Source organism: Mesorhizobium sp. B2-1-8 (genome assembly GCF_006442545.2).
Classification (GTDB): domain Bacteria; phylum Pseudomonadota; class Alphaproteobacteria; order Rhizobiales; family Rhizobiaceae; genus Mesorhizobium.
The window spans coordinates 4608586-4625104 of the sequence record NZ_CP083952.1; the positions used below are offsets into that span (position 1 = coordinate 4608586).

The 16519-nt window shown below is 58.7% G+C and carries 18 protein-coding genes; 15 read left to right on the top strand and 3 right to left on the bottom strand.

Going from position 1 to position 16519, the window contains the following annotated elements; all coding sequences use genetic code 11:
* Positions 1-60: 60 nt before the first annotated feature.
* From FJ970_RS22685 to FJ970_RS22695, 3 genes are all read left to right on the top strand, one after another.
* Positions 61-387, top strand: a complete 327-nt coding sequence (locus tag FJ970_RS22685) for a conjugal transfer protein TraD (protein WP_140755532.1) — start codon at positions 61-63, stop codon at positions 385-387.
* A 1-nt stretch (position 388) separates the two neighbouring features.
* Positions 389-637 carry a conjugal transfer protein TraD gene (locus FJ970_RS22690; RefSeq protein WP_140755534.1) on the top strand — a complete coding sequence of 83 codons (249 nt, stop codon included), beginning with the start codon at positions 389-391 and terminating at the stop codon, positions 635-637.
* Between the two features lie 773 nt (positions 638-1410).
* Positions 1411-2145: a helix-turn-helix transcriptional regulator gene (locus FJ970_RS22695; RefSeq protein ID WP_181178272.1), complete on the top strand. Its 735-nt coding sequence runs from the start codon at positions 1411-1413 to the stop codon at positions 2143-2145.
* 44 nt (positions 2146-2189) lie between these two features.
* Here the strand turns inward: FJ970_RS22695 and FJ970_RS22700 are convergent, their stop codons facing one another.
* The 3 genes from FJ970_RS22700 to FJ970_RS22710 all read right to left on the bottom strand — a co-directional run bounded on the left by FJ970_RS22700 (position 2190) and on the right by FJ970_RS22710 (position 5333).
* Positions 2190-3110: an AraC family transcriptional regulator gene (locus FJ970_RS22700; RefSeq protein WP_140755538.1), complete on the bottom strand. Its 921-nt coding sequence runs from the start codon at positions 3108-3110 to the stop codon at positions 2190-2192.
* Between the two features lie 177 nt (positions 3111-3287).
* Positions 3288-4169, bottom strand: a complete 882-nt coding sequence (locus FJ970_RS22705) for an alpha/beta fold hydrolase (RefSeq protein ID WP_140755540.1) — start codon at positions 4167-4169, stop codon at positions 3288-3290.
* Between the two features lie 225 nt (positions 4170-4394).
* Positions 4395-5333, bottom strand: coding sequence for an AraC family transcriptional regulator (locus tag FJ970_RS22710; RefSeq protein WP_140755542.1), 939 nt, complete (start codon positions 5331-5333; stop codon positions 4395-4397).
* 104 nt (positions 5334-5437) lie between these two features.
* Between FJ970_RS22710 and FJ970_RS22715 the strand changes: the two genes are divergently transcribed.
* From FJ970_RS22715 to FJ970_RS22770, 12 genes are all read left to right on the top strand, one after another.
* Entirely contained in the window at positions 5438-6460 is a 1023-nt protein-coding gene (locus FJ970_RS22715; RefSeq protein WP_181178274.1) for a helix-turn-helix domain-containing protein, read from the top strand.
* 140 nt (positions 6461-6600) lie between these two features.
* A protein-coding gene (locus tag FJ970_RS22720; RefSeq protein WP_227791871.1) for an IS5 family transposase occupies positions 6601-7361 on the top strand; the annotation gives its coding sequence in 2 pieces (ribosomal slippage) (positions 6601-6940 and positions 6940-7361; 762 coding nt in all).
* Positions 7362-7775: 414 nt separating this feature from the next.
* The gene (locus FJ970_RS22725) at positions 7776-8612 is read left to right on the top strand and encodes an alpha/beta fold hydrolase (RefSeq protein ID WP_140755548.1); all 837 of its coding nucleotides are present in this window, start codon (positions 7776-7778) and stop codon (positions 8610-8612) included.
* A gap of 45 nt (positions 8613-8657) precedes the next feature.
* The gene (locus FJ970_RS22730; RefSeq protein WP_140755550.1) at positions 8658-9482 is read left to right on the top strand and encodes a GNAT family N-acetyltransferase; all 825 of its coding nucleotides are present in this window, start codon (positions 8658-8660) and stop codon (positions 9480-9482) included.
* Between the two features lie 206 nt (positions 9483-9688).
* Positions 9689-10573 (top strand): NmrA family NAD(P)-binding protein, encoded by an 885-nt coding sequence (locus FJ970_RS22735; RefSeq protein WP_140755552.1) that lies wholly within the window; start codon positions 9689-9691, stop codon positions 10571-10573.
* A 209-nt stretch (positions 10574-10782) separates the two neighbouring features.
* A complete protein-coding gene (locus tag FJ970_RS22740) occupies positions 10783-11841 on the top strand; it encodes an alpha/beta fold hydrolase (protein ID WP_181178276.1) in 1059 nt (352 codons plus the stop codon).
* Positions 11842-11860: 19 nt separating this feature from the next.
* Positions 11861-12295 (top strand): hypothetical protein, encoded by a 435-nt coding sequence (locus FJ970_RS22745; RefSeq protein ID WP_227791872.1) that lies wholly within the window; start codon positions 11861-11863, stop codon positions 12293-12295.
* A 38-nt stretch (positions 12296-12333) separates the two neighbouring features.
* A complete protein-coding gene (locus tag FJ970_RS22750) occupies positions 12334-13905 on the top strand; it encodes an aldehyde dehydrogenase (NADP(+)) (RefSeq protein ID WP_140755556.1) in 1572 nt (523 codons plus the stop codon).
* A 12-nt stretch (positions 13906-13917) separates the two neighbouring features.
* Complete coding sequence (locus tag FJ970_RS22755; RefSeq protein WP_227791873.1) at positions 13918-15066, top strand: alpha/beta fold hydrolase; 1149 nt, start codon at positions 13918-13920, stop codon at positions 15064-15066.
* A gap of 39 nt (positions 15067-15105) precedes the next feature.
* Positions 15106-15555, top strand: coding sequence for a VOC family protein (locus FJ970_RS22760; protein WP_140755558.1), 450 nt, complete (start codon positions 15106-15108; stop codon positions 15553-15555).
* Complete coding sequence (locus FJ970_RS22765; protein WP_140755560.1) at positions 15552-15740, top strand: hypothetical protein; 189 nt, start codon at positions 15552-15554, stop codon at positions 15738-15740. Before FJ970_RS22760 ends, FJ970_RS22765 begins: the two co-directional genes overlap by 4 nt.
* A gap of 151 nt (positions 15741-15891) precedes the next feature.
* Positions 15892-16473 (top strand): TetR/AcrR family transcriptional regulator, encoded by a 582-nt coding sequence (locus FJ970_RS22770; RefSeq protein WP_140755562.1) that lies wholly within the window; start codon positions 15892-15894, stop codon positions 16471-16473.
* The last annotated feature ends 46 nt before the right edge of the window (positions 16474-16519 follow it).

The following is a 16519-nucleotide window of genomic DNA, read 5'->3' on the forward strand; positions in this document are numbered from 1 at the left end:
TGAAGCCTTCCGGCAGACGCTCGCCTATCATCATCCGATCGAAAACCGACGGAGACAGCCATGCGCAAACCACGGGACTTCGACGCCGAACTGAAGGCACTGGAAGACAAGGCGCGAGAACTCAAGACGCGAAAGGTACAGCAGCTTGGTGAACTGTTGATCGCCACCGGCGCCGATCAACTCGGCACCGACGAACTGGCTGGCGCGCTGGTCGCTATCGCCGAAACCAAAGACCCCGCAAAGCGTGAGGCATGGGCCAAGCGTGGGGCGATGTTTTTCGAGAGCGGGTCTCGGCGAACTGCTTCGGGATCTCCGCGTAACCCTCGTAGCGCTCCAGCGCAACCGGACGGCACACAATGGCCAGCAAGCAGCACAGGCTCGGCATGACATGCGCACATGGCAGGTCGAGCGACGCAAGCGAACCCGGCATCTGATCGAACTCGGCGGTCTCGTCGTCAAGGCAGGCATCGTCGAACTTACCAATGACGATCGCGCCGTCACCTACGGAGCGATGCTCTGGATCGCCGCCAAGCTGCAGGGCAATGAAGGCAGCCACGCGCGGGACCTATGGATCGCGAAGGGAAAGCTGGCGTTCGATACGGAACGGCAAGAAGAGCAAAAGGGTCGGCGAACGTAGCTGTGATTGGCGCGGCGGCGGGCGGTGCGGAGACCTCAAATATCGCAGCGCCGCCCGCTTCGCGTCAGCAGTCGATTCTAAGCTCCAGAACCTCGGAGGTCGCGATTGGGGCCAGAAGCGGACATGCAGCTTCTGGTAGTCGAGTACGGATTGACGACGGACGGCAGGGGTGATGATACGACGGTCGCCCAGCGCGCCAAGTGAGGATTGACGGACGGAATCCAGGGCAGTGACGAAGGCGGTCGCCTTTAGCCTAGTGGATCAGGTTGAGTCCGTTGGCGAGGATCGTTCAAGATCAAGGATCGGTGGACCAATCGACGGGCTCACCGGACGACGCTACGCTCTGGGACACTCCAAAACGGGGCTGTCTGGTCAATCTTCCCCTCCTTGCGCTACGGGTCTGCTCGCGCACAGAATCGACCGCTGTGATATGCTATTATATAAGTTCGGCAGAGTGGGTTCTGGCAAATTCGTACCGACGGTCTACAATGTCCGTTCTGGTATTGTGCAGAGAGGCGACGATTAGAAATATTCCCGACATGTTGGATGATAAGGTCATGCGGGATTGCTACGATCTCCAGGCCGCGCCCGCGTTCTCTGTTGGGTCCCACGGCCTGCCAGGGCCCGTAATCACCTGGGTCGACTGTCCTCGTGGAGTTCAGATCAGCTCCCAGCCTGCGCCGTATGATGACGCTTTTGGCGTTATGATCAGGCAACGAGCCTCTGAGGTCAGGACCCTCATTATCGACGGACGGAGCATCGAGCCTGGCAAGATGAACAAAGGCACGACCTCGATATTCGATCTTAGACGGTGTCGCTATACGACCGAGATCAGTCCGTTCCGTTTCGTCCACTTCAAATTTCCACGGCCCTTCCTGAATTCAATCGCCGAACAGGAAGGTCGTGACGCCTTGGACCACATCGATTTGGGCGATGCACTTCGTATCGAAGATCCGATTTTCGCCGCGTTGGGCGATCTGATGGAAACTGTTTTTTTGCACACAGAGCGGGCGACCTCCTTTCTAATCGATGATGTGTCGATCGCGGCTGTCTGTCATGTGGTGGACCGCTACTGTTCCACCGGACGGCGCCACCGTCGCAAATCGGAGTGCTTGTCAGCGGTACAGATGCGTCGGGCCTCGGAAATCCTGGACGAAAATCTGCCAGGGACAATCCCGTTGTCGAAAGTCGCTTCAGAGTGCAATTTGCCGCCAGCGTCCTTTCGAAAGGCTTTTAAGGAAAGCTTTGGCGCCTTGCCGAGTGCTTGGCTGGAGCGCAGGCGGATAGACCGAGCGATGAAGCTGCTGCAGGACGACGCATTGGACAGCCGGGCTATTGCAATGATGGCCGGATTCCGGAGCTGTCCGGAAATGAAGCGGGTCTTCGCGAAGCATCTTGGGCAGCAGCCAGGTTGGTTTCGCCCGTCGGCGTTCAGTCGTCATAGAGCTGATGACGCTGCGCCACAGCAAGCGAAAGCTGCCGCGGCGCACCGCAACCGATTGAATTAGCCAGCGCGCTCGCCACGTCCCAGGTTAGACGTCTGCGAGAACAATCACCCAGTGTTGCCTCGGCGCCAATTCCCGGGAGTTGTGCCGACGAATTGACGGAAAACCCGATTGAGGTGGCTAGGGTTGGAAAAGCCGCTTCTCGCAGCGATATCATCCAAATGAATGTCGGAACCTGCCAACAGGGCCTTCGCGCGTTCGACACGCTTGACCAAAATATAGCGATGCGGGGGCATGCTAAATGAGTTGCCAAAGGCACGAGTGAAGTGCCGAACGGACATCGTGCATTCGTTTGCCAACATCTGAAGGGATATCGCGCCGTCGAGGCTTTCTTCGAGAAGCTCGATGACTCGCTTTTCCTGCCAAGCGGTCAGGCCGCCGCCCGTGTGGCACGGCGGCAGCGCTGAACCGCCATAATAGTGGGTGAAATGGGCGGCGACCGCGTGGGTCAGATGGTCGATGAATAGCGGGCTGACCTGGTCTTGCGCTTGAAACGCAGGACAGAAGGTACTGAGCATTTTAGCGAGGATCGGATCGTGTACGATGTCGCCGCTGCGAAGTTGAATATCAATCGAGCGATGCGAAAGCTCGGCGGCAGTCGCTTCCAAGCTCGCTTTTGATATATAAAACAGCACGGCCTCGCAGCTTGAACGAAGATGCAGGGCAAGGTTGTCCTCAAGATCGCAGAAAGAGAAATGTCCCGCCTGGACCGTGTGGCTGCGAAGCCTATCCCGATCGAACACGGTCATGTCTCGCTTGAACGGTGTCAGCGCCAAGGTCAGCACAAGCGCAGCCTCTTGCGGAAGGCATTTAGGATCACCCGCCAAAGGCTTGGTCGTGCGCAGCAGGCTGACCGCCGCTGTACCTCCGCCTGGCGCACCGGATCTTACAAACGGAACAGTGATGGCCTGTGTGGCGCCGACAACATCAGGACCATAGTACCCGCCGGCGCTGCCATCATGTGCCACTGGTGTATCTCAAAATCTGATACGTCTCACCAAATGCCGAAACACTCATCGATTTCAGTTCGCGCGACACCGTCGCGGCGATCGATGATCCGCCGTTCTACACGGAAACCGGCGCTTCGCCAAAGATCTTCAGTTGGAATGAGCTCGATAACAGCCCGATTCTCGTTCTGCGCGGTATCAGAAAATTCCGGTCGTATCGCCATTCCGTAAAAACTCTTGGACGTGCTTTGAGAAGTAGGACGGGTATTGGAACAGTGAACCGTGGCCGGCATCGGGAAAAACCAAAAGCATGGCGTTGGGCAGGTTTTCGACCAAGTAATAGGAATTTTTCACCGAAATCATATCGTCCTTCACGCCGTTGACAACCAAGGTCGGCTGCTTGATCGAACGCAGGTCGGCAAAGCGCTCGCCGGTGAAGGTTTCCCACTCTCGGAACGCTGCAACCTGCGCGGTCGCGACATGCGGGCCAGAGATTGGCTCCCGATCGAATTGCCGAAGGAGCAAGCGCTGGACAAATGCCGTGGCGGCACCCTGACTTTTTTCGCTGCTCGTGAAGAAGATCTTCTTCAGAATATCATAGCCCTTGAGAGTCGGGTCGGCGAAATGAACGGCGAGACTGGGCTTGTCCAGGTGCATGATATCCTCGCCGCCGCGCGGCGCGGTCCCGACCAGGACAAGTTTGCGGGCAAGACTGGGGCGCTTTTTGACCATGTCCATCGCGACCATGCCGCCCAGGGAATAGCCGAGAATGTCCACCGCCTTCAGTTCAAGGGAATCCAGGAACACCAGGACATGGTCGCCCATGGCGCTCACTGTTTTCGGAACCTCTCCCGAGGAGCGGCCAATTCCTGCATTGTCAAAAAGGATGACTTCACGGTGACGAGCCAGCGCAGATGTCACGATCGGGTCCCAATTGTCGAGAGTGCCCGTAAAGTGCTGCAGGCACAATAAGGGGACTGCATCGCCTGATCCAAACCGACGGAACGCGTAGCGCTGAGTGCCGATCTCTACGAACTGCGTAGGCGCGGTCGTAGCTAAAGTGTACTGTTCATCGCTCATGGCCAAATCCAGCTATCGATGGAACGCACCCTAGGGCGCGCCGCTTACGGGCCGTCCGAAATGGTTCAGCTGAATTGCGCGTAACGCAGCTTGTGCGTACGTGAATGGGAGGTCAAGTCGGTAGGCTAGCGCTTTGAACGTAGCGGGGACATGGCGCGCGTTTCTTGGACGAAACTCTAGCCATTTGGATAAACTATCGAGTGCTGACGGAGGCATTCGGCCACCTCAATCTTTGATCGACCGTGGAACAAATCCCGCAAAGGTTCCCCCACTTCTCCTCCGCTCGTCGCTTGGCGTCGTGCCGAACCTGCGCTTGAATGTCCGGGCCAAGTGGCTCTGGTCTGCGTAGCCGCACGCGCGCGCGATTTCGTTGAATGGCAAGGATGTGTGTATAATCATCTCGCGCGCTATCTCAAGGCGCTTGGCCGCGAGCCATTGAAACGGCGCCAAGCCCTTTGATTCCCGAAATGCCCGGGAAAAATGGCGATTAGAGAGCCCGCAGGCGCTTGCGAGTTCAGCGAGGGTAATATCCTCGTCGAGCCGTGACATCAGGATGTCCTGCACCCGTCTTAGCTGCCAGCCGGCAAGGCCGCCGCTGGCGGCTGAAAAGGCGGGAGGATCTTCGGAGTAGCGACTTAGAAGGTGTACCTGTATGCACAGAGCCAGATGATCAATCAGCAACTGAGGCGGGGCTTCCGGCATCCTGAATAGAGTGTCGATAGTTGCCCCGAGGTTCGCAAGGATCTGATCATGGAAACCATAGCCTGGCGGAACAAGCCGGATCTGTTTCTCGCGTGTCGTATCTCGCGCCGCCTGTTCCAGTGCCGCAACGGGCATGTAAACGCGTATCATGTCGAACCGCGGCGACATGGTCATCATGGTCAGGTTCGAAAGGTCATTGATCGAACAGCTGTGGAGGGGCAGCCAGTGACTCTCGACGGCACGGGTTCGGCGAATATTTAGTCCTGCTATCATGGCGCGGTTGATGTGCAGCGAATAGGCGGCTTCAGGGTCGGCGTCGCCAAGCGTCAGTGGACGGTCGGTTTTAAGGAACGAAATTGCAACCGGAGGGGCACCTTCTACAGGCGTTGCCGATATCACGCCCGTTACAGCGGACGGAAACCTCTGCCTTAACCATTCTCCCTGGCCACTGTTTCTCAGCACGATGATTTTCCGGAGGACCGCCGAGTACAATACCGCACGCGTTTCAAGCCGCCAATCAACTCAGCGTCACATGTATGTTTCGGCCAGATTGGAACGGGAACGCCATGATGTGGCGCAATTGGTTGATCCAGCGGTCCTCAAGGGTTGCCTGCAAGGTCAAGCCTATTCAAGGTCAAGCCATCGCAATCTTTGGGTGGGGTATTCTGGCGAGGCAATTCATGGCTGTCCAAGTACTAGACCCCGTTTTGAGCAAAAGATTCAAACTTGAGGTTGCGCCCGGTTTCGAGGCGCGGCTTTCGGGCACAGCTCCAATTAGATTCACCCGATTGACCACCTGGGATTTCGAAAAGGGTCGCTCAACGCAACCGCCGCCTGAGAACGCGTTTTCCTTTATGGTTCCCCTTATTGACGTCGGTTTTACCGATCTCAGGCTGGGCAGCAAGTCGGTCGTTCTCCCGCGCCGGCAGGAAGCGGGCCAGCCCTTTCTCTTCGATCTTAGCTCGCGGCCGTCTATCGGCATCGACTCCAGCTTCGACTTGCTTCGGTTTTACATCTCGCAGGCGACGATCGACGAGCTCGCGTATGAGAAGGGACTGAAACGGGTTGGTGGTCTTGCTCAACCGTCCTTCGGTGAAAAGGATCCAATTGTCTTCCGAATGGCCCAGATTCTGGCCATCGCACTTGAGTCGCCGAATTCAGTCAGCGACTCGTTCGTTGAGTATATGGCACTCGCATTTCACGAGCATATAATCCACCAATATGGCGGATCGTCCGTATCGACTCGGCCCAGCGACGCCCGCTTGGCCCCTTGGCAGATCCGTCGGGTGACCGACTATGTCGAAACGAATCTTGAAAGCAATCCGTCAATTTCGGATTTGGCTAACATGTGCGAACTGTCTCCCAGCTATTTTGCCTTGGCCTTTCGGCAGATGATGGGCATGGCGCCGCACCAGTGGCTCATGCGCCGCCGGGTTGAACGGGCAAAGGCGATGTTAAAAACCACGAACGCCGGCCTTGCGATCGTGTCGACTTCCTGCGGCTTCTTTGATCAAAGCCATTTTTCGCGGGTGTTCAGCCGTTTCGAGGGATATTCTCCGCGCGAATGGCGCCGCCTGAACAAAGAATAGCGCGCTCCGCAGGGGCCACGCGCTCCGCTTGGTAACTGTCTATCGTGCCCGTCCTGTCCTAGGACGTAGTGACGATTTAACGGGTTGGGATTCCCAAGGAAGCGCAAATCAGATTCAACGCTGATTTTTGGAGGTCAGCGATGGACTGCGATGCGCTTCGAGACGATCAGTGGGAACGGATCAGGGGCTTTGTGCCTGGCGGTACGAAGGGCAAGCGCGGCCCGCGCACCGACAACCGGAAGTTCCTCGATGCCCTGCTGTGGATGGCCCGCTCGGGTGGGCGCTGGCGTGATCTACCCGAGCGGCTCGGCGACTATCGATCCGTGAAGCGGCGCTACTATCGCTGGATCGAAATGGGCGTTCTCGACGAGATGCTTATGGTTCTTGCGCGCGAAGCCGATCTGGAATGGCTGATGATCGACTCGACCATTGTGCGCGCTCATCAGCACGCCGCCGGTGCGCGCCGGTCAAAAGGGGGCCGGATGCCCAAGGTCTGGGCCGGTCTCGCGGCGGCCTGAGCACCAAAATCCATGCGGCAGGCGATGCTCTTGGGTTGCCGGTTCGCCTGATCGCAAGCCCAGGACAGCGTAATGACATCGCCTTCGCGCATGATCTCGTCGACGGCTTCGAGACCGGCGTAGCGATCGCCGACAAGGGCTATGACGCCGACCATTTGCTTGAAAAGATCGCAGAAATAGGCGCCGACGTCGTCATCCCGCCCAAGCGCAATCGAAAGCATCAGCGTCCCTACGACGCTGATCTCTACAAGGAGCGCAACATCATCGAGCGCTTCTTCAACAAACTCAAACAGTTCCGCCTCGTCGCAACTCGATATGACAAGCTGCTCGCCAACTTCATGGGCTTTGTCAAACTTGCAGCTATCGCCATCTGGCTCAGGTAGTTAAATCGTCACTACGCCCTAGGCAAAGCGCGCCGAGTGTTGGCCCCGCTGGCCGCGCAGGGGCTGGGCATTCTGAAGCGTCATCAATCCCGCCGCTTATTGAGTACAAAAAAACAAGCAACCGCCGTCTAGACGGTGTTCGTGCGTCTCCATTTTTTGAACCAGTAGCGGAAAATTCGATACATCCGGCCACCACGCTGACCGTGCAGTGACCGCTCCGCTTGGTTTGTACAAATGTCCGGCCGATCATGCCAGATAAGTCCAACATGTCGTCATACCATCCGCGGCACTAACCGACCATCGACGGCCTGTCCTGCGAACAAGGCGTTTCCAACTGTCCCGCATGCGTCGGCCCCAAGCCCTTGAGCACCACACAAACAGCAATGGTTCATCTAAGCCGCATGGAGAAACATCATGGGTGACGCATTTATCAAAACGAGCGACGGCGTATCCATCTATTACAAAGATTGGGGTCCGGCATCGGCCCAGCCGATTGTGTTCCATCACGGCTGGCCCCTCTCGTCTGACGACTGGGATGCCCAGATGATCTACTTCCTTGACCACGGCTATCGTGTCATCGCACACGACCGTCGCGGCCACGGTCGTTCCACCCAAACCTGGGAAGGAAACGACATGGACCATTATTCGGACGACGTGGTCGCGTTGACGGATCACCTCAACCTGAAGAACGCTATCCACGTCGGCCACTCCACGGGCGGCGGCGAAGTTGCCCGATATGTCAACCGTGCGAAGGCCGGCCGAGTCGCGAAGGCCGTGCTTGTCGGTGCGGTTCCGCCGGTAATGGTCAAGACTCCGAACAATCCCGGCGGCCTGACCGTCCAGTTCTTTGATCAATTCCGAGATGGCACCGCAGTGCAGCGGTCGCAGTTTTTCATCGATACCGCTGCTGGTCCCTTCTACGGCTTCAATCGTCCCGGGGCGAAGGTTTCCCAAGGGTTGATCATGAACTGGTGGCGCCAGGGCATGATGGGCTCCGCAAAGGCTCATTGGGATTGCGTGAAGGCTTTCTCGGAGACGGATTTCACCGACGATCTCAAGTCGATCAATGTGCCGGTGCTCCTGATGCATGGCGAAGACGACCAAGTCGTGCCGATCGCCGACAGCGCCCTTCTGGGCATCAAGATGTTGAAGCACGGCACACTGAAGACATACCCTGGGTATCCCCACGGCATGATGTCGACCAATCCGGAAGTCATCAACCCCGACCTGCTGGCGTTTATCCAGGCATAGCATCCTTCCCGCCTGCCCTCCTTCCGTCCATCGGAGGGAGGAAACTTGACCAGCGGGGTCGAAAATTCCGCAGCGACATCATCGGGATCACCCCGGCCGTTGCTGCCGCTGATAGACACCGCTGGTCGACTTTCCATTGAAAGCGGCGCGTCAGATAACCGATGTTGCCTCAAGCCTCCGAAAGCTCGCATGGCAGACCCGTTACATTTGGACAATCCGATCTGGTACGCGCTGAAGACAAAGCATCAGTATCTGGATTGCGGCCTTGGGCTGGCGGTTCGTTATCCGAACGAAATTTCGCGGTTCGCGGGATTGGGCGCGCCCACGCCCGAAGCCTTCGCAGACCTTGCCGCGAGCTTGAACCCTGGCGCAACGGTATCGATGTTCACGGCGGAGCCTTTGGATGTGCCGCCTGAATGGACCGTCGTACGCACCCGCGAACTTGAGCAAATGCTTTGCATGCAGTGTCAGCCCGAGGAGAGGCAAGTGCCTGTCGAGCTCGGATTCCAAGATGTGGCCGAGATGCTGGCCCTGGTCGAGGCGACGCGTCCAGGACCATTTCTGCCCGCAACAATCATCATGGGTAGGTATCTCGGGATCCGTACGCCCAGCGGCTCTTTGGTCGCCATGGCCGGCGAACGTCTGCAGCTTCCGGATTACGTCGAAATCTCTGCCGTTTGCACCGATCCTGCGTTTCGGGGGAGAGGATACGCCAAGGACATTCTCTCGGCTTTGATTAAAGGAATATTCGCCGTCGGTTGTACGCCTTTCCTGCACGTCAAAACCGACCAAGGCGCGAAGGGCCTATATGAAGCCCTGGGTTTCCGCACCCGCCGCATCATCAATTTGACGGTGATGACCAGGCCATGAGGCGTAGGCTGCCAACTCGATGACGGATGGGACGCGGATATTTGTACTCGCCCCCTGTCATCGGTTTGAAGCAGCCGAAATGCCAAGTGTTTATGCCAATTGCCTGCGTTTTGTGACAGACGCTGGCATTGCGGCGATTTTCTATAGAGTGCCGGCATTTCCACGCCGTCGTAAAGCATATGCTCCCATGTGAAAGGGGTCGGACAATGACCAACAAGATTCTGGTGACCGGTGCAGCCGGCCATACCGGCGGCTATACCATCGAAGCGCTCCTCGCCAAGAGGCACAATGACATACGAGCCCTGGTGCGTTTGGACGATGACCGGGCGAAAGCTCTTCGCGAACGCGGCGTTGAAATTGTCGTGGGCAATCTCCTCGACCTCGATGCGGTGCGTGCCGCGCTGAAGGATGTCGACGCGGCCTATTTCGTGTATCCGATCGAGCCGGGCCTGATCCAAGCGACGGCGTACTTCGCGCAAGCCGCGAAGGAGGCGAGCGTCAAGGCAATCGTGAACATGTCGCAGAAGTCGGCTCGTTCTGATGCGACCAGCCACGCCGCACAGGATCACTGGATCGGTGAGCGGGTGTTTGACTGGTCTGGCATTCCGACGACGCACTTGCGTCCGACCTTCTTCACCGACTGGCTACTTTACCCCTACCAAATGGCGTCGATCAGGCAAGGCAAGCTGCGGACGCCGTTTGGTATCGACAAGCACGCGCCGATCGCGGCAGAAGATCAGGGTCGGGTGATCGCCGCCATTCTCCTCGACCCGGAGGGACACGCCGGTCAAACCTATCCGCTTTACGGCCCTGTCGAGCTGACACAGAGCGAGGTTGCTGGAGTATTGTCCAAGGTCCTCGGCCGTACGATTGAATTCGAGCCGGTCTCGCTCGAACAGTTCCGTTTGGACGTCGAACAGCAGCTGAAGCGCCCCTTCCTAGCCCAGCACCTCTATGAGGTCGCGCGGGATCACGGGAACGGCGTTTTCGCGGGCACCAATGACATTGTCCGGTCGATTACCGGCAGCGAAGCCATGTCGGTCGAAGACTTCGTCCAGGCCAACCGGGTTGAATTCGAACTTGCCAGCTAAAAGTCGGGGCAATCGCCCGATCCGGGCGCTCACCACGGCCTTGTCCCAACGATCATAGCTTTGTCCAAGAAATGGCCCGTCGTGATAGATACAACCGTGGCTGGAAAACTAGCGTTCGATCTCTGTAGGGTCGTGGTCTCAGCTCAACGCCTCTCGCGTACGCAGCCTCGGTTCATTCGAAAGGTACCACTATGGGAGACGAGCTACCCATGCCTGATGTTTCGCGCCGCGATTTTCTCGTAGGTAGTGTCGCCGCAGGTGCAACTTTAATGGTGGGTAAAATGGCTGATGCTGCAATCCAGGGCGCCGCTGAAGGCTCTGCTTTCAAAGAGTATGACGTAACAACCAACGGCATCACGCTGCATGTAACCGAACAGGGTGATGGGCCGGTAGTCCTGTTCTGCCATGGCTTCCCCGACACGTCCTATACCTGGCGCGGGCAAATGAAGGCCCTGTCGGCGACCGGCTACCGTTGCATAGCGCCCGATATGCGCGGCTACGGCAAGAGCTCCGCGCCGGCTGATCTGAATTTGTACACCCCGCTGCAAACGGCAGGCGACCTTGTCGGCCTGCTCGACGAGCTGAAGATCCCAACCGCTGTCATCGTTGGGCACGATTGGGGCGCAACCCACGCCTGGAACGCGGCAATGATGCGCCCAGATCGCTTTACCGCCATCTTCTGCCTTTCCGTTCCCTACACGCCACGAGGCGATGTCAGCGTGTTCGAGAAGATGCGCCAGATTGGACATGGCGCCGACTTCTACATGTTCGAGCAAATGAAGCCGGAGGCGGATCGGCTCTGGAAAAACGCCGCGGTGACGATCCCCGGCATCCTCTACTGGGCGTCGGGCGCCGCCCCATCCGCCACGGCATGGAATCCCTTCGACCCCGCACGCAGCTTGCATCGCGCGGCGCCAGTTCCCCTGCCTGCCTGGGCTGAAAAGGACTACGTGGACCACAACATCGCCGAGTTTCAGCGCACCGGCTTTCATGGCGGCCTGAACTACTATCGAGGAGCGGAACCATGGTTTGCGCTGTCGGCGCCCTTCAAGGGCGCGAAGATATCTCAGCCGTCCTTCTTCATGACCGGCAAGGCCGACGGCCTGAAGATCCTCTATCCTTTGACCGAAGCTCAGCTCCGTGTCGGCCTCCCTGGTCTCGTCGGCACCTATGAGACTGATGGCGTCGGCCACTGGGTGCAGCACGAAGCGCCCCAGGCGGTGAACGAACAGCTTCTGAAGTTTCTCCACACGGTCAAGGCGGCGTAAGCTGCCTCGTTGCCCCGGCATGAAACACATCCTCGCCCATAGCCCTGGCGGTCTCGCTTCTCGCCTCGGCCTTTACGGCACAAGGTTCCCCACTGCCATGACTGTACCGACCACAAAAATCCTTGCCATTGGCACCCTCAATGCTGCGTTGTCGCCAGACGAGCGGAAAGCCATCATGCCGGCCGAGGTCAGGCAGACGGTGGCCTTCTATCTGGATGGCAAGATCGATCAGTGGTGGTTCCGCCAGGACGGTAGCGGCGTGGTGTTCTTGATGAACGTCATTTCCGTCTCCGACGCACACGCGCTGCTCGAAGCCCTTCCGCTTGGCGTTGCCAAACGCATGACCTTTGAGCTCATGCCACTTGGTCCGCTCTATCCCTTGCACGTGCTTCTCCAAGCACCGCCAAGCTTGGCGGTGCTTGATGCAGGCACCGACACTGGGGAAGCTCAATAGCCCGACGGTGGAGGCAAATCGGCTACTAAGGAACGACGATGGGTTCGAATATCACCGGAGACCTGCTCATTGGTGGACAGGCCGTAAGCAAATCGGAGCGCGTATCGTATGCCGTCGATCCCGAAACGGGTGAGGCACTGGGGCCTGAATTTGTCCCAGCGGCGGCACCCGACGTGGATCGCGCGGCGGAACTTGCTTGGTCAGCGTTCGATTCCTTTCGCCTCACTGACGTTGAAATGAGGGCTCAACTGCTCGACTTCATAGCCGCGAAGTTCGAGGGCCTGGGCGACATCTTGCTTGAACGTGGTATGCGAGAGACCGGTCTGTCCCGAGGCCGGCTGGAAAGTGAGCGCGCCCGAACGGTCTATCAGCTTCGCCTCTTTGCGAAGGTGGTCCGCGATCGGCAATATCTGGACCTCGTGCTCGACCCCGCACAACCACACCGGCTTCCGGCGCCGAAGCCTGAGTTGCGAATGCGCCAGATACCGATCGGCCCCGTGGCCATCTTCGGCGCGAGCAACTTTCCGTTCGCCTTTTCGGTCGCGGGGGGGGACACCGCCTCCGCACTCGCCGCCGGCTGCCCCGTCATAGTGAAAGGCCATCCCGCGCATCCCGGCACCAGCGAACTGGTCGGCCGAGAGATCCAAGCCGCCGTGCGCGAGCTTGGCCTCCCTGAAGGCGTGTTTTCCCTCTTAACTGGCGCGATCGAGCCCGGTACCGCGCTGGTGATGCACCCTCGCATCAAGGCGGTCGGCTTCACCGGATCGAGGAGCGGTGGCTTGGCGCTCATGGCGCTGGCGGCAGCACGTCCAGAACCGATCCCGGTCTATGCCGAGATGAGCAGCATCAATCCGGTGTTCTTGCTGCCTGATGCCCTGGCAGCGCGCGCGCCCGATATCGCGGCCGGATATGTTGCCTCCCTCACGCTCGGCTCAGGTCAGTTCTGCACCAATCCCGGCGTCGTTCTCGCCATCGACGGTCCAAGCCTCAATCAGTTCATCGGTTTCGCCAAAGCGGCTGTCGAAAACGTGGCGCCGGCGCCGATGTTGACGGCCGGCATTCATGCTGCATTCGAGAAGGGGCTGTCGGTCTTCCTGGCTCATGCCGGCGTGAAACTCGAAGCCCGCGGAGCAAGCGGTCAAGGCGCCAACCGGACGCGTGCTGCGATTCTTTCGACCGATGCCAGTATCTTCCTGAGTGATCAAACCCTAGCGCATGAAGTTTTTGGCGCGTCATCGCTAATAATCCGCTGCGCCGACGAAGCCCAACTCGCCGAGGTCGCCGAACAACTGGAAGGTCAATTGACCGCCACCCTTCATCTCGAGCGTTCCGACTATACCATCGCGCGCCATCTCATACCGGTGCTCGAACGCAAGGTCGGGAGACTGATTGCGAATGGCTGGCCGACAAGTGTCGAAGTCAGCCCGGCCATGGTGCATGGCGGGCCATTTCCGTCAACCTCGGACAGCCGCGGCACGTCGGTCGGGACAACGGCGATCCGCCGCTTCCTGAGACCGGTTTGCTACCAAGATTTTCCACTCGATCTCCTTCCCGTCGACCTGCGAGAGACTACTGCGACAGCGCAAGCAGCGCCACGGCTTCCCTATTGAAAGACATATGTGATGAACTCCAAAACCTCCAACCCTGAATCAAAAAAAGGTGCGTTGATCATGTCTCGACGCCTGGTGCTCGCCGGCATGGCCGGCGTCGTTGTGGCCGGCCAGGCGGGTGCCGCGCTGGCTCGGCACAAGGGAGGTTCTGGCCTCGTCGGACGGAAGTTCAGCACGCCGCGTCACACCACTTTCTACTGGGAAGCCGGACCCGCCCGGGGCCCATTGATGATCTTCGTTCACGGCTGGCCTGAACTCGGTCTCATGTGGCGCGCGCAGGTCGAGTTCTTTGCGGCCCGTGGCTGGCACTGTGTCGCCCCGGACATGCGGGGCTACGGTGCATCCTCGGTGCCCGGCAAAGCCGAGGACTATGCGCTCAGCGAAATCGTTCAGGACATGGTCGAACTTCATGACCATTTCGGCGGCAAACCTGCAGTGTGGGTCGGCCACGATTTGGGGAGCCCTGTGATCGGAGCACTGGCCGCCCACCACTCCAAGCGCTGCCGTGGCCTCGGGCTTATTTCGGTGCCCTATTCACCAGACGCTTTCGCTCTTTCCAGTGTTCTCCCTCTCGTGGACCGGACGCTCTACCCGGCTGACCAGTACCCAGACGGACAGTGGGATTATTACCGGTTCTACCTGACCAACTTTGATCAGGCAGTCGCAGATTTCGACGCCGATGTAGCGCGCTCGCTGTCGATCATCTACCGCAGCGGCTCGCCGGATTCGGTCGGCAGGGCGTACAGATCCGCGATGATCACGAAGAACGGAGGATGGTTCGGCACCGCCCACCGCGCTCCAGACATTCAACCCGATCCCGCGATCTGGTCGGCCGGCGATTTCGACGCCCTGGTGAAGGCTTTCCGGGTAACCGGTTTCCGTCCAGGTAATTCCTGGTACCTCAACGACGACGCCAATATAGCGTACGCACGCGCAGCGCCTGACCGTGGCCGCATAGCGCAACCGGTCCTGTTCATCAACGGCGACTGGGATGGCATCTGTGACATCACGCGATCCCACCTTGGCGATCCGATGCGCGAGAAATGCGCTGATCTGTCCATAACAACCCTGGAGGGCGCCCACTGGCTACCCCTCGAGCGCGCGGCTGAGACGAACCAGGCCTTGGAGAATTGGCTGTCCGCCAAAGGGCTCAAGGCCTGAAACCAAGCCTGCTTTCCTTGAGCTTCGAAGGAGTGTCAGATGTCAACGAATTCCCCCGCACCGAAAGCCTCAACGTCCTTCGTGTCATGGCAGGCCAATCATGCCGGCATCATCGTCGGCAATCTGGATGACGCCATCGCGTGGTACAGCGAAAAGCTCGATCTGCGGTTCGAGCGCCGATGGGCAATCGGGGAGAAGCAGTTCGCTTGGCTGGAGGCAGCCGCTGCCCCTGGCTTTATCATTGAATTGTTGTGCGGCCCCGGACAGGACCACTCGGCGGCACACGAGGGAGGCGATCCGTCGTTTACCTTTCGCCACCACTTGGGCTTTCACGTGGCAAGCGTCGATGCGAGCGTCAAAGAACTCGCGCAACGCAGCGTCTCGGTCGTAGCGGAGCCTCGGGACGTCGTGGGGGCGGCCAACCGGGTCGCCTTCTTCACGGATCCCTGGGGCAATCTGTTCGAAGTGACCGAAAAGATTACCGTGTGATCGATCTGCCCAACCACGGCGTGAATCGCGCCCGCCTTTTCAGTGAAAGCACGGCAAGAACGATGACCAAGATTGTCTATCACTTCCTCCAGCATGAACGCGGTTGGGCTTGCAAGGCCGACGGTACGTTTTCCAAGGCCTCGTCAAACCATGACAGGGCTTCAGCCACGGCGCGCGGCCAGTGAGCAGTTGATGGTGGCCCTCGATCAGGAGCCAGCACGAATCCGATAATGGCATGACGAACTGGCGCGGCGATGATCCTCCTATCGTTGCCATCGACGGGTAGAACAATGCTGGAGACAGCGCAGACAACGAACGAAAGCTGAGGAGGGACTGATGCGGCATCCTGCAGCCGAAAAAGCGGCCAAACACCGGAAAATCCTGGAAAGTGCGACGCGCCTGTTCAAGGAGCGGGGATTCAACAGTGTCAGCGTGGACATAATAATGGAGGCAGCAGGACTGACTCGGCGCGGTTTCTCCAGCCACTTCAAGTCGAAGAGCGAATTGATCGAAACTGTTGTCACTATTGGCGCCGAGCAATCATTGGCGCTTGCCAAATCATTTGTTGCGGGCGGCGACGGCAGGGCCGAGTTCGTAATGAACTACCTGTCGAAGGAGCGGGTGGCCGGCGCGGCCGAGGGTACGATCGAATCGACCTTGGCGACCGACATCGCGCGCGATCCCGTACTGCATGCAATTTTCGCCCAGCATCTGAACTTGATGATTGAGGAAATCCGGCGACGTTTCGTTCGAGGTGACGCGCCGCACCCCAATAATGAGGCCATTTGCCTGCTGTGCGTGCTAGTGGGCGCGGCGCAACTGGCGCGCGCGTCGAAAGACGAAGAGATGAAATACAAGATTGTCCAGGCTGTCAGGCGTACGGCCGACAGCCAGGGCCTTCAACACAAACGCAAATAGCCAGAGGTCCTTCGCGGGATGGAAATGAGTATGCACGCCACAGTCA

What these genes read in the sequence shown, in the direction of transcription:
- FJ970_RS22760 (WP_140755558.1), top strand. Translation starts at nt 15,106, where the DNA reads ATGTCAACGAATTCCCCCGCACCGAAAGCCTCAACGTCCTTCGTGTCA.
- FJ970_RS22685 (WP_140755532.1), top strand. Translation starts at nt 61, where the DNA reads ATGCGCAAACCACGGGACTTCGACGCCGAACTGAAGGCACTGGAAGAC.
- FJ970_RS22770 (WP_140755562.1), top strand. Translation starts at nt 15,892, where the DNA reads ATGCGGCATCCTGCAGCCGAAAAAGCGGCCAAACACCGGAAAATCCTG.
- FJ970_RS22705 (WP_140755540.1), bottom strand. Translation starts at nt 4,169, where the DNA reads ATGAGCGATGAACAGTACACTTTAGCTACGACCGCGCCTACGCAGTTC.
- FJ970_RS22695 (WP_181178272.1), top strand. Translation starts at nt 1,411, where the DNA reads ATGAACAAAGGCACGACCTCGATATTCGATCTTAGACGGTGTCGCTAT.
- FJ970_RS22690 (WP_140755534.1), top strand. Translation starts at nt 389, where the DNA reads ATGCGCACATGGCAGGTCGAGCGACGCAAGCGAACCCGGCATCTGATC.
- FJ970_RS22715 (WP_181178274.1), top strand. Translation starts at nt 5,438, where the DNA reads ATGATGTGGCGCAATTGGTTGATCCAGCGGTCCTCAAGGGTTGCCTGC.
- FJ970_RS22755 (WP_227791873.1), top strand. Translation starts at nt 13,918, where the DNA reads ATGAACTCCAAAACCTCCAACCCTGAATCAAAAAAAGGTGCGTTGATC.
- FJ970_RS22750 (WP_140755556.1), top strand. Translation starts at nt 12,334, where the DNA reads ATGGGTTCGAATATCACCGGAGACCTGCTCATTGGTGGACAGGCCGTA.
- FJ970_RS22745 (WP_227791872.1), top strand. Translation starts at nt 11,861, where the DNA reads ATGAAACACATCCTCGCCCATAGCCCTGGCGGTCTCGCTTCTCGCCTC.
- FJ970_RS22740 (WP_181178276.1), top strand. Translation starts at nt 10,783, where the DNA reads ATGCCTGATGTTTCGCGCCGCGATTTTCTCGTAGGTAGTGTCGCCGCA.
- FJ970_RS22735 (WP_140755552.1), top strand. Translation starts at nt 9,689, where the DNA reads ATGACCAACAAGATTCTGGTGACCGGTGCAGCCGGCCATACCGGCGGC.
- FJ970_RS22725 (WP_140755548.1), top strand. Translation starts at nt 7,776, where the DNA reads ATGGGTGACGCATTTATCAAAACGAGCGACGGCGTATCCATCTATTAC.